Source organism: Candidatus Poriferisodalis sp. (assembly GCF_965214215.1).
Classification (GTDB): Bacteria; Actinomycetota; Acidimicrobiia; order Acidimicrobiales; family Poriferisodalaceae; genus Poriferisodalis.
The window spans coordinates 867166-882783 of sequence record NZ_CBDCBD010000003.1; the positions used below are offsets into that span (position 1 = coordinate 867166).

The 15618-nt window shown below is 65.5% G+C and carries 13 protein-coding genes; 9 read left to right on the forward strand and 4 right to left on the reverse strand.

Features of this window, described 5'->3' with window-relative positions; genetic code table 11:
* Nucleotides 1-47: 47 nt before the first annotated feature.
* Nucleotides 48-314, forward strand: a complete 267-nt coding sequence (locus tag ACOOF5_RS06150) for a cell division protein CrgA (protein ID WP_420437640.1) — start codon at nucleotides 48-50, stop codon at nucleotides 312-314.
* Nucleotides 315-369: 55 nt separating this feature from the next.
* Here the strand turns inward: ACOOF5_RS06150 and ACOOF5_RS06155 are convergent, their stop codons facing one another.
* Nucleotides 370-627 carry a hypothetical protein gene (locus tag ACOOF5_RS06155; protein ID WP_420437642.1) on the reverse strand — a complete coding sequence of 86 codons (258 nt, stop codon included), beginning with the start codon at nucleotides 625-627 and terminating at the stop codon, nucleotides 370-372.
* 37 nt (nucleotides 628-664) lie between these two features.
* Here ACOOF5_RS06155 and ACOOF5_RS06160 point away from each other — a divergent pair, with 37 nt between their 5' ends.
* Nucleotides 665-925, forward strand: coding sequence for a hypothetical protein (locus ACOOF5_RS06160; protein ID WP_420437644.1), 261 nt, complete (start codon nucleotides 665-667; stop codon nucleotides 923-925).
* Nucleotides 926-1080: 155 nt separating this feature from the next.
* On the opposite strand, the gene ACOOF5_RS06165 is transcribed toward ACOOF5_RS06160, so the two are convergent.
* Nucleotides 1081-1467, reverse strand: a complete 387-nt coding sequence (locus tag ACOOF5_RS06165) for a DUF3499 family protein (RefSeq protein ID WP_420437646.1) — start codon at nucleotides 1465-1467, stop codon at nucleotides 1081-1083.
* Nucleotides 1468-1631: 164 nt separating this feature from the next.
* Between ACOOF5_RS06165 and ACOOF5_RS06170 the strand changes: the two genes are divergently transcribed.
* Entirely contained in the window at nucleotides 1632-2936 is a 1305-nt protein-coding gene (locus ACOOF5_RS06170; protein ID WP_420437648.1) for an acyl-CoA dehydrogenase family protein, read from the forward strand.
* 142 nt (nucleotides 2937-3078) lie between these two features.
* Here ACOOF5_RS06170 and ACOOF5_RS06175 read toward each other — a convergent pair whose 3' ends face one another.
* The gene (locus ACOOF5_RS06175; protein WP_420437650.1) at nucleotides 3079-4710 is read right to left on the reverse strand and encodes a class I adenylate-forming enzyme family protein; all 1632 of its coding nucleotides are present in this window, start codon (nucleotides 4708-4710) and stop codon (nucleotides 3079-3081) included.
* A 61-nt stretch (nucleotides 4711-4771) separates the two neighbouring features.
* Between ACOOF5_RS06175 and ACOOF5_RS06180 the strand changes: the two genes are divergently transcribed.
* The 3 genes from ACOOF5_RS06180 to ACOOF5_RS06190 all read left to right on the forward strand — a co-directional run bounded on the left by ACOOF5_RS06180 (nucleotide 4772) and on the right by ACOOF5_RS06190 (nucleotide 7474).
* Nucleotides 4772-5878 carry a TIGR03617 family F420-dependent LLM class oxidoreductase gene (locus ACOOF5_RS06180; protein WP_420437652.1) on the forward strand — a complete coding sequence of 369 codons (1107 nt, stop codon included), beginning with the start codon at nucleotides 4772-4774 and terminating at the stop codon, nucleotides 5876-5878.
* A 74-nt stretch (nucleotides 5879-5952) separates the two neighbouring features.
* On the forward strand, nucleotides 5953-6723 hold the full coding sequence (locus ACOOF5_RS06185; protein ID WP_420437654.1) for an SDR family NAD(P)-dependent oxidoreductase: 771 nt from the start codon (nucleotides 5953-5955) through the stop codon (nucleotides 6721-6723).
* Between the two features lie 184 nt (nucleotides 6724-6907).
* Nucleotides 6908-7474, forward strand: a complete 567-nt coding sequence (locus ACOOF5_RS06190; RefSeq protein WP_420437656.1) for a hypothetical protein — start codon at nucleotides 6908-6910, stop codon at nucleotides 7472-7474.
* A gap of 122 nt (nucleotides 7475-7596) precedes the next feature.
* Here ACOOF5_RS06190 and ACOOF5_RS06195 read toward each other — a convergent pair whose 3' ends face one another.
* Complete coding sequence (locus ACOOF5_RS06195; RefSeq protein WP_420437658.1) at nucleotides 7597-10149, reverse strand: CaiB/BaiF CoA transferase family protein; 2553 nt, start codon at nucleotides 10147-10149, stop codon at nucleotides 7597-7599.
* A 239-nt stretch (nucleotides 10150-10388) separates the two neighbouring features.
* On the opposite strand from ACOOF5_RS06195, the gene ACOOF5_RS06200 reads away from it, so the two are divergent.
* From ACOOF5_RS06200 to ACOOF5_RS06210, 3 genes are all read left to right on the forward strand, one after another.
* On the forward strand, nucleotides 10389-10643 hold the full coding sequence (locus ACOOF5_RS06200; protein WP_420437660.1) for a hypothetical protein: 255 nt from the start codon (nucleotides 10389-10391) through the stop codon (nucleotides 10641-10643).
* Nucleotides 10640-10957 carry a type II toxin-antitoxin system PemK/MazF family toxin gene (locus tag ACOOF5_RS06205; RefSeq protein WP_420437662.1) on the forward strand — a complete coding sequence of 106 codons (318 nt, stop codon included), beginning with the start codon at nucleotides 10640-10642 and terminating at the stop codon, nucleotides 10955-10957. The genes ACOOF5_RS06200 and ACOOF5_RS06205 overlap by 4 nt, the downstream gene beginning before the upstream one ends.
* A gap of 485 nt (nucleotides 10958-11442) precedes the next feature.
* Nucleotides 11443-15495: a fibronectin type III domain-containing protein gene (locus ACOOF5_RS06210; RefSeq protein WP_420437664.1), complete on the forward strand. Its 4053-nt coding sequence runs from the start codon at nucleotides 11443-11445 to the stop codon at nucleotides 15493-15495.
* Nucleotides 15496-15618 lie beyond the last annotated feature (123 nt).

Consider the following 15618-nt stretch of genomic DNA (forward strand, 5'->3'; position numbering starts at 1 on the left):
GCGCACCTCTCGGGCATCTGGCCAACAGACCACTAGGTTGATCGGCCATGGCCCGGCCCCGCAAGACCAGTCGCATCACGCCCAAGGGCACGCAACCGCTGAACGCGCCAACTCAGCAGCAGAGCACCAGCAGCCAGGCGCCCCAGAGCGCCGCTTGGTTCGGCTGGCTGATCGCGGCACTGCTCGGTATCGGCACCGCAGTGATCGTGTCGAACTACATGAGCTGGTTGCCGGGCAGTCCGGCCAGCGTATGGATTGCCGTCGGCTTGGGCATCGTGCTGATCGGCATCCTGCTCGCCACCCGCTGGCGCTGAATCACATAGATGTGATTTTCCCCAAAATGTGGAAAACCTGTGGGCGACGGCGAAATTACTCGTCCGCGTTGGCCACCAGGTCCATGTCCTCGCTGCAGCAGCGGGGCGGCTCAGGGTTTTGCACCGGCGAGCGCGTCATGCGCATCTCGGTGCCGCAAAGGCTGCACCGGTAGGTGAGGCGCACCCGTCGCAGCTCTCCTGGCGGGGGCGGCGGGGGGATCGGCCGCGAGAATGTGGCCATCATGCGCAGACCAAGCCGGTACACGATGTAGATGAACAACAGCGAGAGCGGCACAGCCAGCCACAGGCTCACGCTCTCAAGCTACTGGCGCTTGTGACATTGTTTGATTGTGCGGCCTACTGGGACTGAGCCTGGGGACTTTGTCGAGTACGACATGGATCTCTATGAGGCGCAGCGCCGCAGTGCCATGCGGGCTGCGCTGGAGGCCAGCCGATCCGAGCTGTCTGCGGAGCTCGGTGTGGAACTCCGGGTTGCCAGCGAGGGCAACGAACTCGTGCTGGTGGACGGTGAGGGAGTTCGTTACCGGGCGAGCCTGAACCCTCGTGGACGGCTGGTGCTCACCGCCGCACGGCGAGCGAGCCTGCTCTGAGACGTGAGCCGCCAGGCGCGCCTCCGCGTTGGCGAACTTCTTGTTTCCCGCTCTTGTTCGCTGCGCTCACGGGCCGCTCGGGCCACGGCTTCGCCCTGTGCTTCCCGCTCTTGTTCGCTGCGCTCACGGGCCGCTCGGACCCGGGGCTCAGCCTCTTAGCGCGACGGCGAGGCGCGGAAGGCCCGTTCGAGCAGCGACGACGGTGCATGCTCGGGGTCGGGTCCTGGCATGTCGGTCGGCTCGGGACGGGACCGCGGCTTGAACAGCGGTTCAACTCCCTCTGGGGCTTCGGCGCTCGGTGCCGGCGGGGTCATCGCCGGTTCTGGCTCAGGCGCCCGGCGGTCGTCAAGCTCCCACCCAACCGGCACTTTGATCCGATCGGCGTGGGCTCGGCACAACGGCATGATCATGTCTCGCTGGCGGGAGGTGCCAGCGATCGTGGCGGCATCGAGGTCGTCGAGCCACGCCCTCGTCTGGGGCACGTCGTAGCCCAGCTCGGCCGTGGCCATCTCGGTGCACATCCCTCGAACACACTGCAACATGGCAGTCGAAGGTACCGGCGCGCTCGGGACCGGTCGGGGATAGGCCGCCGGCCCGGTGCCGATCGGGCGATCTCGGTAGGGTTCTCTGCGCCAGAGGCAGACCTGCCGACGGCGAGCACACGAGGGGAGCCGCTGTGGTTGGCGGAGCATTGAAGTCAGCGAGCATGGACGATTTCGATCTGCGGATGTCCGCCGCGGTCGAGCCGCTGTACGAAGCGGTCAAGGCGTTCATCCGCGACGAAGTCGACCCCATCACCGAGGAATTTCACCGGATGGGTGAGAACCGCGAAGACCGCTGGAGCTGGGCACCCGGCCAGCTCGAGCTGCTGGAGGGTGCCAAGAACAAGGCACGCGAGCAGGGCCTGTGGAATTTCTTCCTGCCCGACGCCGAGACCGGCGAGGGCTTGAGCAACCTCGACTACGCCTACATCGCCAATGAGCTGGGCAAGAACCGGCTGGCCTCGGAGTGCCTGAACTGCTCCGCGCCCGACACCGGCAACATGGAGGTGCTCGAGCGCGTCGGCACGCCTGAGCAGAAGCAGCAATGGCTCGAGCCGCTGCTCGAGGGCAAGATCCGCTCTGCTTATGCCATGACCGAGCCGGCCGTGATGAGCTCGGACGCCAAGCAGGTGCAGACCAACGCGGTGCTCGACGGCGACGAGTGGCTGATCAACGGCGAGAAGTTCTACATCTCCGGTGCCGGCGACCCCCGCTGCAAGATCATGATCACCATGGTGCGCACCAACCCCGATGCCGACACCTACAAGCAGCAATCGCAGATCCTCGTGCCGATCGACGCTCCCGGCGTCAACATCTTGGGCCCGATGCACGTCTTCGGCTCTGACGACGCCCCGCACGGCCACATGCACATCACCTTTGAGGATGTGCGCGTGCCCCGCGACAACATCCTGCTGGGCGAAGGCCGCGGCTTCGAGATCTCTCAGCTGCGGCTGGGACCGGGTCGCATCCACCACTGCATGCGCTCCATCGGCACCGCCGAGAAGGCCATCGAGATGATGGTCGACCGGGGACTGAGCCGCGAGGGCTTCGGCAAGAAGCTCATCAACCTGGGCAAGAACATGGAGGTCGTGTCGCGGTCACGCATCGAGGTCGAGGCCATGCGGCTGATGGTGCTGCGGGCGGCCCAGGCCATGGACACGCTCGGCAACGCCGAGGCGCGCGTCTGGGTGAGCGCTGTCAAGGCAATGGTGCCCGAGAAGTGCTGCGACATCATCAACGAAGCGATCCAGATGCATGGGGCTGCTGGGGTTTCGCAGTGGTTCCCGCTGGCTGACATGTGGCATGCGCAGCGGACACTGCGGCTGGCTGATGGGCCTGATGAGGTGCATCACCATGTGGTGGCTCGCGCCGAGGTCAAGACGCGTGAGAGTGAGCGATCCATGGGGCTTGCTGTCGACCACACGCTCGATGGGCCAGTCGGATCGGCCATGGCCTTTTCTGGGCCCTAGTCACTAAACCCGGGGCGAACAGAGGCATGGCCTCCGTGCTTCAAACAGATGAAGCGCTTCGTGCGCTATCTGGGTGTGCGAGGAGCGCTTCATAACTGCGCGCGGAGGCCATGCCTCTGCCCGCCCCTCGTTTCGCCGCACCTCAAGCGTGGGCGGGGTCGCCTAGGTCTCTCAGGGCCCAGTCTCTGAGTTCTACTTTGCGGATCTTGCCCGACGGGGTGGTGGGCATTTCCTCTACGAAGATCACCTTTCGGGGGATCTTGAAGCTGGCTATCCGGCCTTGGCAGCGCTCGATGAGCGCGTCCTCGGTGATGTCTGGCGGGGCGGTGGCCGTGAGCTGGACGAAGGCGACCGGGACTTCTACGAGGCGGGGGTCGGGGTAACCGACTACTGCTATCTGTTCGACGCCGTCGGCTTCGAGCAGATAGCCCTCTACTTCGGCGGGGGAGACGTTCTCGCCGCCTACTTTCAGCATGTCTTTGTGGCGGCCGATGAAGACGGCGTGGCCGTCGGGGCGCATTCTTGCTATGTCGCCGGTGTCGAGCCAGCCGTCATCGCCGAGCACTTCGGCGGTGGCCTCGGGGCGACGCCAGTAGCCCTCCATCACGGTGTAGCCGCGCACGAACAGTGCTCCTGGGGCGTCAGGCAGGCACTCTTGCCCCGTCTCGAGGTCTCGGATCTGGTACTCGATGCCGTCCATGGGGTAGCCGGAGGCTTCGGTGCGCTGCTCGACGGAATGGGTGGGGTGGCTGCAGCTCACGAACGCCCACGACTCGCTCATGCCCCAGCCCGAGATGGTGGGGCAGAACACTTCCTGCGCACGCCGAGCGATGGGTGTGGACGACTCCATGCCCGCCGCCAGGGTTCCCATTCGCAGGCTGGACATGTCGCGGGGGTGCTCGTCCTGGGCGCGTAGCAGGTCGCCCCAGTGGGAGTCGAAACCGTGGAGGACCGTGCCGCCATGGGACTCCACTTCTGCCAGCACGGCGGCTGGGTCAAACGTGTCGAACAGCACCTGGCAGCCGCCCGTGAGCACCGCCTGGATCGACACCTCGCCGAAGCCGAACAGATGGAATAGCGGCAGGTAGCTCATGTGGATGTCATTGAAAGTGTGACCCAGCAACATTGCGCGTTCGCGGCTGTTGCGCAGCGGGCGGTGGGTGTGCACGACGCCCTTGGGGTGGCCGGTCGTGCCCGACGTGTAGGCCAGCATCATGCGGTCGTCGACTGTCACGCTGGCAGCACGTTCGGCCAGTTCCGCGTCGGTGACACGCTCGCCTGCGGCCAGCAGATCGTCCCAACCCATCGCATCGGCGAGCGCGTCGTCACGGTCCGCTCCGGTGAACACGACCCTCTCGAGGTGCCCCGCATCAACGATGTCGGGATGGGCCTCGCAGAGCATCGCTCGGTAGTCGATCGGCCCCGATTGGTCCATCGAGATCATGAACCGGCTCTCCGACTGCGCCACCGTGTAGGCCACGTCGTCAGTCCGGTACCGGGTATTCAACGGCACGATGCAGCCGCCCACCTTCGGAATGGCGTACTGCAACCACAGCCACTCGGGCAAGTTGGTCATCCACACGGCCACGTGGTCGCCGCGTTGCGTTCCCAGCGCGATGAGCCCCTTTGCGACGCGGTCCACCTCTGTGACGAAGTCGTTGTAGCTCCAGCGGCGGTCACCGAAGACCACCGCCGGGCGGTTTCCCCACATGCGAGCCGCACGATCGACGGCGTCCCCCAGCAGCAGCCAGTCATAGGTCGCACCTTTGGACATGGCCGCAGCGTATGCGAGTGGTGTCTTGCCCCGCCCAGCCTCCCCGCGACACCAATGGACGGTGGGGGCTACGTTGAGCGAATTCGTGCTCGCCCCAGCAGCACAGGCAACCCGACCCCGCACCCACTGGAGACACATCGTGGAATTCGATCTGATGACCGGCTCATCGACCTGGAGCGATGCGGCCGACCTGGCCCGCAAGGTCGAGGGCGCCGGCTTCTCGGGGATGCTCTACACCGAGACCGGTCAGGTGCCGTGGATGCAGCTCGCCGCAGCCGCCATGGCGGCCCCCAGCCTCACGTTCACGACCGGCATCGCGGTGGCCTTCCCTCGCAGCCCGATGGTGTCGGCGCAGATCGCCTGGGAACTCGCCGGCGAGACCAACGGCCGCTTCCGGCTGGGCCTCGGCAGCCAGGTGAAAGGTCACATCGTGCGGCGATATGGGGTCGAATTCGATCGCCCGGCGGCGCGCATGCGCGACTACGTCGGGGCAGTGCAGGCGTGCCTGCGGGCCTTCCGGCGAGAAGAGAAGCTCAGCTACGAAGGCGAGTTCTTCAACCTGAGCCTGCTGCCGGCACAATGGGCGCCGCGCGCGCACGACCACGGCGACGTGAAGGTCGATATCTCGTCTGTCGGTCCCATCATGAACGGCGTGGCCGGCGAGGTTGCCGACGGCGTTCACGTCCACCCGATGCACACGATGCACTACATCCGCGAACGGCTGCTGCCTGAGGTGGCCCGGGGTGCTGAGCGAACCGGTCGTGACGTCGCCGACATCGACCTGATCGTGCCGGTATTCGCCGCACCCGGCGACACACCCGACGAGCTGGCACCGCTCATCAGGCGGGCCAAGACGCAGATCGCGTTCTACGGCACCACACCGAACTATGCGTTCCAATTCACAGATCTGGGCTACGAGGGCGTCACCGACAAGCTGCGCCAACTCATGAGCACCGGCGATATCGCTGGCATGGCCGACACCATTACCGACGACATGCTCGAGCACTTCGCTGTCGTCGGGCCATGGGACGAGATGGCAGACCGGCTGAAAGACCGTTACACGGGCACCGCCGCCCGGGTGGTCATGTACCTGGCCGAGGAGCAGATCCGCAAGGACCCCGACATGGTCCACAAGTGGGGCGACGTGGCCCAAGCCACCCGCGCCTGAGCGGATTCGCCCCGGGGCACTGGGCAGCAGCTCCCCGCACCTTGCAATCGCAGCAGTCGACGAATGGAGACGACGTGAACGATGACGGCAACGCAAACCGGGTGGCGCTGGTCACCGGCGGCGGCCGGGGCATCGGCCGCGAGATCTGCCTGGGGCTGGCTCGAGACGGCCGCCGGGTCGCGGTAGCCGACTTGCGAGTGCCCGAGGCCACTGACACGGCAGCCGCTATCAACGCGGCGGGCGGCACGGCAATCGCTGTCGAGATGGATGTGTCTGACGCCGATGCCGTTGCCGCCGGTCTCCGGGCGGTCGTCGACGAACTGGGGCCGGTCGAAGTGCTCGTCAACTGCGCGGGTTGGGACGAGCTGCGGCCCTTCGTCACCACCGACGAGGACTTCTGGGACCGCGTCATCGAGATCAACTACAAGGGCCCGCTGCGGACGACGCAGGGTTGCCTGGGGGCCATGACTGAGGCCGGCTTCGGCCGCATCGTAAACATCGGCTCCGATGCCGGCCGGGTGGGTTCCTCGGGCGAAGCCGTGTACGCCGGCGCCAAGGGCGGCGTCATTGCCTTCACCAAGACCATCGCCCGCGAGGTAGCGCGGCGGGGCATCACTGCGAACGTGGTGTGTCCTGGACCGACCGACACTCCGCTGCTGGAAGAGATCGCGGCGGCGACCGACACGAGCGACAAGATCATCGGGGCGATGGCTCGGGCTGTGCCGATGAAGCGCATAGGGCAGCCGCACGAGGTGGCGGCGGCTGTTGTTTTCTTGTGCAGCGAGGAAGCTGGCTACATCACTGGACAGACTTTGTCTGTCAGTGGTGGTCTCACGATGGCCTGATCGATTCCATCCGACCGAGTGTGGGTCATCGGGTCCTGTGAGCGTGTGGTAGGCCAGCGTCAACGGAAGGCTCATGGCGAGCCATCACGGACATCAGCTACCGCCCGACCATCGACGAAGTCAAATGGCTGCTCAACATCGACATCCTGAGCGCGGGCAACGTCACGGTTCGGTAGAGCGCGAAATGGCAGAGCGACGAATCGCGGGCGAACGTCCGACGCGACGGGCGGCGGCGGGTGCGACATGCACAGCGCTGGCTTTGGTCATTGCGGGGACGCTGCTGGCAGGATGCGACCACGTCGGTGTTCGCATACCTGAACGGCCCAGCGCGGCGTTCGCGCCCGAGTTCAAGGGCATGTGGGACTATCAGCGTCTCGGCGACTTCTCGGCGACATCCGATTCCCTACTCGCAGGCATCCTTGCCATTGAAGGAGAATGCGCTCTTGTCATCGACGCCGAATCCCCATACGAATATGAACGACGCACGATGCTGCTGTTGCCTCGGCTCATGCCGCGTTTCCGGCCCTCTACATCTCGTTATACGGACGAGGATGTCCGAGGGCTCGAACATGCGATCGCATGGCTGCCGACATTGTACGACGATGACTCCCAATCTCTCTGGGTTGGAGCCGGCGAGCGCGTGGCGATCGGCGACCGAGTGTCGCTCAGCGGATGGCCGACCGACGAGCAGCGCGAGGAATGCGACGCTGACTGGTCATGGCACGCGATGCACATAGAACAGTGGCCGTGATCGAGTTTTCGAGTGAACCGGGTAGGACGAGCTGCGGCTCTTCCTCACCACCGATGAGGACTTCTGGGACCGCGTCGTCGAGATCAACTAGGAGGGCCCCGTTGCGGAGGCGGCGCGTGCTCTCAATCTGATGGGGCTTGAGCGATGGTGGTGGTGTCGTAGAGCGCGGCGATTTCGGCGGCTGTGTAGCCGAGTTCGGTCAGGATCGGGTTGTTGTGCTGGCCAAGTGTGGGGGCAGGGCTGAGGGCCGTTGGTGTGGTGTCGAAGCGGAAAGGCAGGCCGGGGAACAGCTGTGGTTGCCCGTCGGGGCGGGCGTGGTCGACCATGAGGCCTCGAGCCGTGCTGTGGTCGTCGTTGACGATGTCGGCGATGGTCATCACAGCTGAAGCGCTAATCCCGGCCGCCTGCAACTCGGCCGCGGCGGCGTGCTTGTCTCGCGTCAGCGTCCAGCGTTCGATCATGGCGTCGATGGTGTCGTGATCGGCTTGGCGTGCTGCCTCGGTTGCCCAGTGCTGCCCACATGTTGGATCGTCGAGCGCTCCGGCGAGTGCCTTCCAGGCCTCGTCGTCGGTGACGGTGAGTGCCAGCCAAGCGTCGTCGCCGCGGCACCGGTAGACGCCCGCCGGCGCTGCGTCTGGCGAGCGTGCACCTCGGCGCGGCGGTGGCGGGGTGCCGGTCCGGCGCATGGAGGCTTCCGCGAACTGGTCGCCGGCTACCGCGATCGCTGTTTCGAGCTGGGAGAGATCGACCGCAACCGGATTGCTGGTGCGCCAGTGCTGCCACAGGGCTGCCAGGGCGATGACCGTTCCGTGCAGGCCGCCGACGACGTCGGGGAAGGCGATGCCTTGCTTATAGGGACCTGAGTCGGGGTAGCCGGTGGTGGAGGCAAGACCCGAGGCGGCGTCGAGCACCGGGCCCCAGCTGATGCGTTCGGCGTCGGGACCGGTGGCGCCGAAGCCGGACATGTCGAGCGTCACGATGGCGGGGTTCATCTCGCGCAGCTCGGCGGGCGTGATACCGGCGGAGCGGACGCCGCGGGGGCTGTAGTTGTTCACCACGATGTCGGCCGTTGCGACCAGCCGGCTCAGCACCTCGCGGCCGCCGGGCGCCTTCAGGTCCAAGCAGAGGCCCCGCTTCGAGCGGTTCATCTTGTTCCAGTGACCGAGCCGGTTGAACCAGTCGTCGCCGGGATCGTTGTTCAGGAAGATGCCATTGCGCGACAGAGGGCCGGGCAGCTGGCCCCATTCCCAGTTCCCCCGTTCGGCGACGATCTTCTCGGCAGGCGGCATGGCGAGGCCGCGTGCGGTGGGGTGCTCGATCTTGATGACGTCGGCGCCGAGATCGCCGAGCATCCGGCACACCAGCGGACCTGCCCAGGCAATCGTGAACTCCACAACACGCACGCCCGCAAGCGGCTTGACGCCTTCGGGCCAGATCGGTTCTTGCCCTCGGGTGGTCGCGGCATCGCCCGCCGCGGCGTCGGCCGTCAGGGTGGCGGACACTAGGGCGTCGGTACCGAGCGCTGGTGCGCGGCGAAAATGCGGTGTCGCGCCGTCAATACGAGCCGGCGGACCCGGCACCCGCGGTCGTGCTGTGACAACGGTCATCTCGTCGCTCAACGGAGAGCCAACCGACACCGGTGCCCCAGCCGCTGAGTCGCCCGGCGCAGCCTCGGCCGGCGGGGTATCCAGGTTCACCCAGTAGTCGCGTGCGGCGAGCTGCGGGCTGGCGAGCATGTCGTCGAGACTGGCCACCGGTCCGGAGGGGACCTGGTTGTCCTGCAGCGCAGTGACTGCTTCGGCGACGGTCTTGGTGGCCGTCCAAGCAGCGATGATCTCGTCCAGCTCGTCGGCGTGGTCGAAGCGCACGGCGGGCACATAGAAGTCTTCGCGGGCGAGCAACTCCACCTGGTCCATAGCGATGCAGAAGCCCTCCCACTGGTGGACCGAGACGGCCGCGATGCAGACCCAGCCGTCGATGCACTCATAGAGCGCCAGCGGATGGTGCTGCTCGCCGAAACGATTGCCCCACCGACGCTTGGTGACGCCGTTGTGGGTGTAGAGGCTGAAGCTCCATTGGTGAGCGTTGGCGAGCGCTTCGAGCGCTGAGACCTCCACCAGGTCGCCGTCGCCAGTCGTTGCGGCATTGGTGAGCGCCGCCTGGATGCCGATCGCCGCGGTCGCCCCCACCAAGTGCGTGAGCCATGGACCGCCGCCCGGCAGCGGGTGCCGGTCGGGCTCGCCGTTGAGGCTCATGTGCCCGCCCAGCGCCCAATGCTCGAGCGGGCCAGCCCGCCACGCCGACTTCGGCCCGGTGAACCCGTAGGGCGTGATGGCCACTGCCACCAATCGGGGCTGCGCCTCGCGGGCTGCAGCTATGTCGGCCTGCACCGGCGCCAGGTCGCCTTGGCAGTCCAAAACCACGGCGTCGAAGCCCGCAGCCAGATCCGCGAGCGAAGCCCCAGCGTCCACAACGACGCTCGCTGTGTTTGCTCGCAGGTATTCCCACGCTGCAGAAACCGGGCCAGCGCCGGTGTCAACCATGCGTGACCGGCGCAGCTCCGAACCCCCCGGCGGCTCGCCCACCACGACTTCGGCACCGGTCATAGCCATCAGCCGAGCGCAATACGCACCCGCCCGGCCGTCGCTCAGATCCAGTACCCGAACGCCCCGCACATCACCCCCGAGTAACCGTCAGCCCAGCGGCCCCGGAGCGTACCCACGCCTGCGGAGCCCATGACGAGGGCGTGGCCCAGGCCCAGCGCTCGGGTTGCGTCATTGCCTTCACCAAGACCATCGCCCGCGAGGTAGCGCGTCGAGGCATCACCGGGCGCTCACGTTCCGACATCCAGATCTCGTGATTCCGTCTTTCGCGGAGCATTCACGTGTGGTAGTCGCATTGGTATGCTGAGTGGATGTCAACTACGCAGATCGCGGTTCGACTGCCTGATTCATTGCTGACTCGGCTGGACGATCTCGTCACCGCCGGCATCTTCAAGTCTCGCGCGGCTGCCGTGCGAGCCGGCGTGGAGAAAGTCACGGCGGAGAGCGCGCGCCAGAAGATCGATGACGCCATCATCGAGGGGTACCGGCGCGTTCCGCCCACAGATGACGAGCTGGGTGCGGCACGGGCGTTCCTGCGCAGTTCGATACTCGAGGAGCCGTGGTGAGGGGTCCACATCGCGGGGAAGTCTGGTGGGGCGAGCACGAAGACGCCGGGCGTCGGCCGTATCTGGTGATGACCCGCGATGCAGCCATCGGCGTGCTCGACCGCGTCATCGCCGTGCCGCTCACGCGCACGATCCGCGACATCCCCACCGAGGTTCGACTCGACCGCCAAGACGGCGTGCCTCAGGAATGCGCAGCAAGCATCGACAACATCGGAGCAGTGCCCACAGGCGATTTGACCGAACGCATCTGCACGCTCACGCCCGATCGTCTCGCGCAGGTCTGCGAAGCTCTCGCCGTCGCCGTCGACTGCTAGCGGAAACCGGGCCGACGATCACCGGGAGGAATGCAATGCCGACTGGTCAGGGCGCGCGAGAGGCATCGAGCAATGACCGTGACCGGGTTTGCGAATGACCCACGTCGCGTTGATGCGGCAGGCGGCAGATACCGCCGTTCGACGGGTCCCTCAGCCGGAGGTCAGGCGCCGTAGTTCGGGTCGCGACGTTCGGCGAAGGCCCGCAGACCCTCTTTCGCGTCGGGGGAACTGAAGGCCGACCGACACCCGCTGCTCGAAGAGATCGCCTCGGCCGCATCCTGCACGCCTGGGGCACCCAGATCAACAACTGGCACCGCTCACCGGTTGCAATATTCCGAATCGGCGGTTGTGGTAAAGATGAATAATATGCGGAATTTTCTACGCTCATCTACCCCCCCCCCCCGCCACACACACTGACTGCGGGTCCTGAAGGCAGGATCAATTGGCGGCTGTATCCGAAACGCTTCGGCCTGGTCCTGGCCCTGGTGATCACGGCGGCCGCCGCGCTGTTGGTGGTTGACCCGCCGCCGGACGCCGCCGCGCAAACCGCGCTGCCGGATCTCAAAATCGCCGCTACCACTCCCAGCGTGGCCGAGGGCAAGACGCTGACCTTCACCATCACCGCCAGCGATCCCACGCTGGACCGCGACCTCACCGTGAACGTCCAGGTCACCGAGGACACCAGCCAGGGCCAGACCTACCTCAACGCCTCCGAGCGGGGCTCCAAACGAGCCGTCATCTACGCCGGCAGCGAGACCGGAACCTTCACGGTCAAAACCGTCGACGACAATAATGACGAGCCGAACGGTGCCGTCACCGTGACGCTGCGACCCGGGACCGGCTACACCGTGGGCGCTACCGACGCCGCCACCGGCACGGTGACCGACAAAGACGGCACCCATGTGACTCTGTCTATTGGCAAAAGCATTATTCCGGAGAACGGCGGCAAGACCGACATCACGTACCGACTCCGGGGGCCGCTGAAAGCGGGTCAAACCATCGCGTTCAAGACTGGGACCAGACGTAATTCTGATGGAAGACAAGGCGTCGACTGGACCCTCCAGAAGAAGCCGGGCGCCGACAACACTGGCGTCACCCTATCCACCAGCGGGACTGTCAACGGGGTTACCGCCACCGCGCAGAACCCGATTGTGACCATGACCGGCGCCGGCGTACGAGAAGCCAAGCTCGAGCTGACCGCCGTTGACGATAGCAACACCAGCAATCGGCAAATCGCTTGGTTTGTAGGCAGTAACGGTGGCATCAGCAATATATTTGTGCAGACCCTCGGTGAGGCCCAGGGTTCCTTCAGGGTCAGCGGGCGCAATCACATCTATCTCATAGACGACGATAACCCTCCCGCACCCGTAATCGGCTTTTCGAAAAATGCTTTCAGCGGCCCCGAGAATGGGGGCCTTGTTCAGCCGGTTGTCAATTTTTCCAGAGTCGCCACGCCGGAATTCGAGCTGCCGCTGACCTTCACTGCCGGCACCGCAACGGAAGGCGCGGACTACCATGAGCCTGGTCCGCAAATTGTAGATCTGGCAAGCAGTTCTAGTGCTGGCGTGAGTTTTGACATCCACTTAATCGATGACAAGCACAAGGAGGGCGATGAAACCCTCACGGTCGCCATCGACATGGACGCCCTGCCGGACCTCAATGGCGATAGCGAAGGCAATGGCTGGGTTGCCGGGACTCACACGACCGCAACCATCACCATCAACGACAACGACCGCGATGTTCACGCCTCGATCAGCGCCCTTGACAACATCGCAACCGAGGGCAGCTCCAGCGACAAGGCACGGTTCCGCGTCAACCTCGACTCCGTGCGGGGCGCGGCGGGACCGTTGACCGACGGCGACAGCGCCAGGATCAACTTTGCCTTCACCGGCGGCGCTCGGGGCAAGGATTTCGATGTCAAACTGTTGACCAACCACCCCACGGTGTCCTACGAAGGCACCTCCGAAGGCACCTCCGTGAAATTCAACCCCAACGCCGTCACTCCGGCGCAGGACACGCCGCTATTCGCCGACTTTGAGCTGATCGCCCGGGAAGACAACGACACCGTCGACGATGTAGTGAAGGTGAAACTGACCGTAGTGGTGGCCGGCTCCGGCAGTCCCACAGGCACGAGTAGCGGCGAAGCCGTCATCACCCTGCGGGACAACGACCAGGAAGCGACGGGTCTGCGCCTGCGCGGGGGACTGGATGGCCCCATCGCTGACGACAACGGTGTCTTCACCATCGGCGAGGGCAGCAGCTCAACCTTCTTCTTCGGTCTAACAGAGGCGCCAACCGACGAGGTCACAGCGACGGCGTCGATTAGCTCCGGCGGCCACACTGCTTCGATCACTTCCGGCGCCAGCCACATGCTGCCGATGCAAAGCGGATACTGCCGCGCACCCTGCCCTTGGCGGGTGGACTTCATCTACAACTACAACACGCAAAGCGCCACGTTGCACGGCGCGCAGATTGTCATCGAGGCCACGGAGGACATCGCCACCGTGCCCACCGACGACGTGACGCTGCGGATCGCCCTCAGATCGCACGACAAGAACTACGACGGCGCCGTCTATGAGTATCCGATCAGGGTGATTGACAACGAGCAGCCGATCACCGTGGGGCTGGTCAGTACCAGCGCGGTCAACCTGCCGGAAAGCCAGAACGGTCGGATCAAGCTGGCGGTGCGGGCATCGCGTCCGGTTTACACCGAGCTGACGCCGAAACTCACCTGGCCCGACCCGTCGGACACCGGTCACTTCACTCCGGAACAGGACATCGACATCGCCGTAGAGCCGATCCCGGTGGGCGGCACCATGGGTTACATCTACCTCGACGCCAAGGACGACAACATCGCCGAGGTGCAGGCCACAGCGACGGCGACCTTGTCCTTGGAGGAAACGGATGCAGGTGTGACCGTGAACGAGAACCGCAATACCTTCCTGCTCCGTCACGGCGACGACGACAACCTGAACATCCGGCTGATCAAGCGCTACGCCTCGGACAACACAGTCAGTCACGCGTTGTACTTCACCCGTCCGGTGGATTACGCCATTGAGGTTTTCCTCAAGGGCAAGGACAGTAACGACGACCGCACGCTGGGTATACCCAGCACGGTATCTCAGGCCAATCCCAACCTCACCAAGCCGCACGAGTACACCATCCATGGTGGTGTGGATCAGTACAGCGCCATCGTCGTGCGCACTCTCGGGGAGAACTACACGTTCTTCGATCGCCAGGCCATCGTGGTGTCCGACGGGATTCAGCTGGTAGACCACGACGACGACATTCCGGTGATTGGTCCCCCGTTGCGACCGCAAAGCTCCGAAGCGTCGCCGCAAGGCGAGGTGCGCGACGCCCTGACCACGGGCAGCGGCGGCGGCGACAGCCTCGACGACCGGGTGAGCGCGGTCAGCGTGTCCGACGTCTCCCCCGACGGGTTCACCCTGGGGTGGTCAGCAGCCAACGGCGTTGACAGCTACGAGGTGCGCTACTGGCAGGACGAGAACGCCGTGACCGGCGTCCCGGTGGCGGGTACGACCTACACGGTGACCGGCCTGGATGCGGAGACGGAGTACTCGGCGCAGATCATGGCAGTGGTCAACGGCAACGTGGCCACGAATAAGTCGAGTTCGGTGATCGCGGTCACCACTGCCGCCGCAGCGACGCCTGCACCGGCGGCGCAAGCCTGCAATCTGCCGTCGGACGCCATCTCGGTGGCCGAGGTGACCGGCTGGCGCGACGCCCTCGACACCACCAAAGCCGCCGCGGGCATCAAGCGCTGGGACCGCGTCCTGGCCGCGCTGGGCGTGGAGACCGGCGAAACACCGATGACGGTGACGCAGGCGCGGGCTGTTTCCAATTGGCTCAAGAACACCCGCTGGGATCGCACCGCTCGCACCCTGTCAGCCTTGGACCAGTGCGATGATCCACCACCGGCCACACCTGCGGCCACGCCGCCCACGCCTGAGATCAGCATCGCCAGCGATGGCGACGTCACCGAAGGCAGCGCTGCCAGCTTCACGATCAGCGCCAGCCCAGCTCCGGCGGCCGACCTGACGGTCAGCGTGAACGTCTCCCAAAGCGGCGACTACGGCGCCACTATCGGAGCGCAGACCGTCACCATCCCGACCAGCGGGACCTACACCCTGACCGTCGCCACCAGCGACGACAGCGTGGACGAGGCTGACGGTTCGGTCACGGCCACGGTCAACACCGGCACGGGCTACACCGTGTCCTCGTCGGCCAGCGCGGCCACTGCGGCGGTGTCCGACAACGATGACCCGCCGTCGGTCTGCAAGCTGCCGGCCGACGCCATCACGGTGGCCGAGGTCACCGGCTGGCGCGACGCCCTCGACACCACCAAGGCGGCCGCGGGCATCAAACGCTGGAACCGGGTGCTGGCCGCGTTGGGCGAGGACACGGGCCTCACGCCGATGTCGGCGGATCTGGCACAGACAGTCTCCAACTGGCTCAAGAACACCCGCTGGGATCGAACGGCGCGCACCCTGGACGCAGTGGAGCAGTGCGACAACTGACCCTGCCCAGCAACGGCGACAGGAGTAGCCAACGACATTGCCAGCCGAGATGCTGATAACGGCGTAACCAAGGGTGACTATCCCAGTCGGCGGCAGATACCGCCGAGCAACGGGTACCTCAGC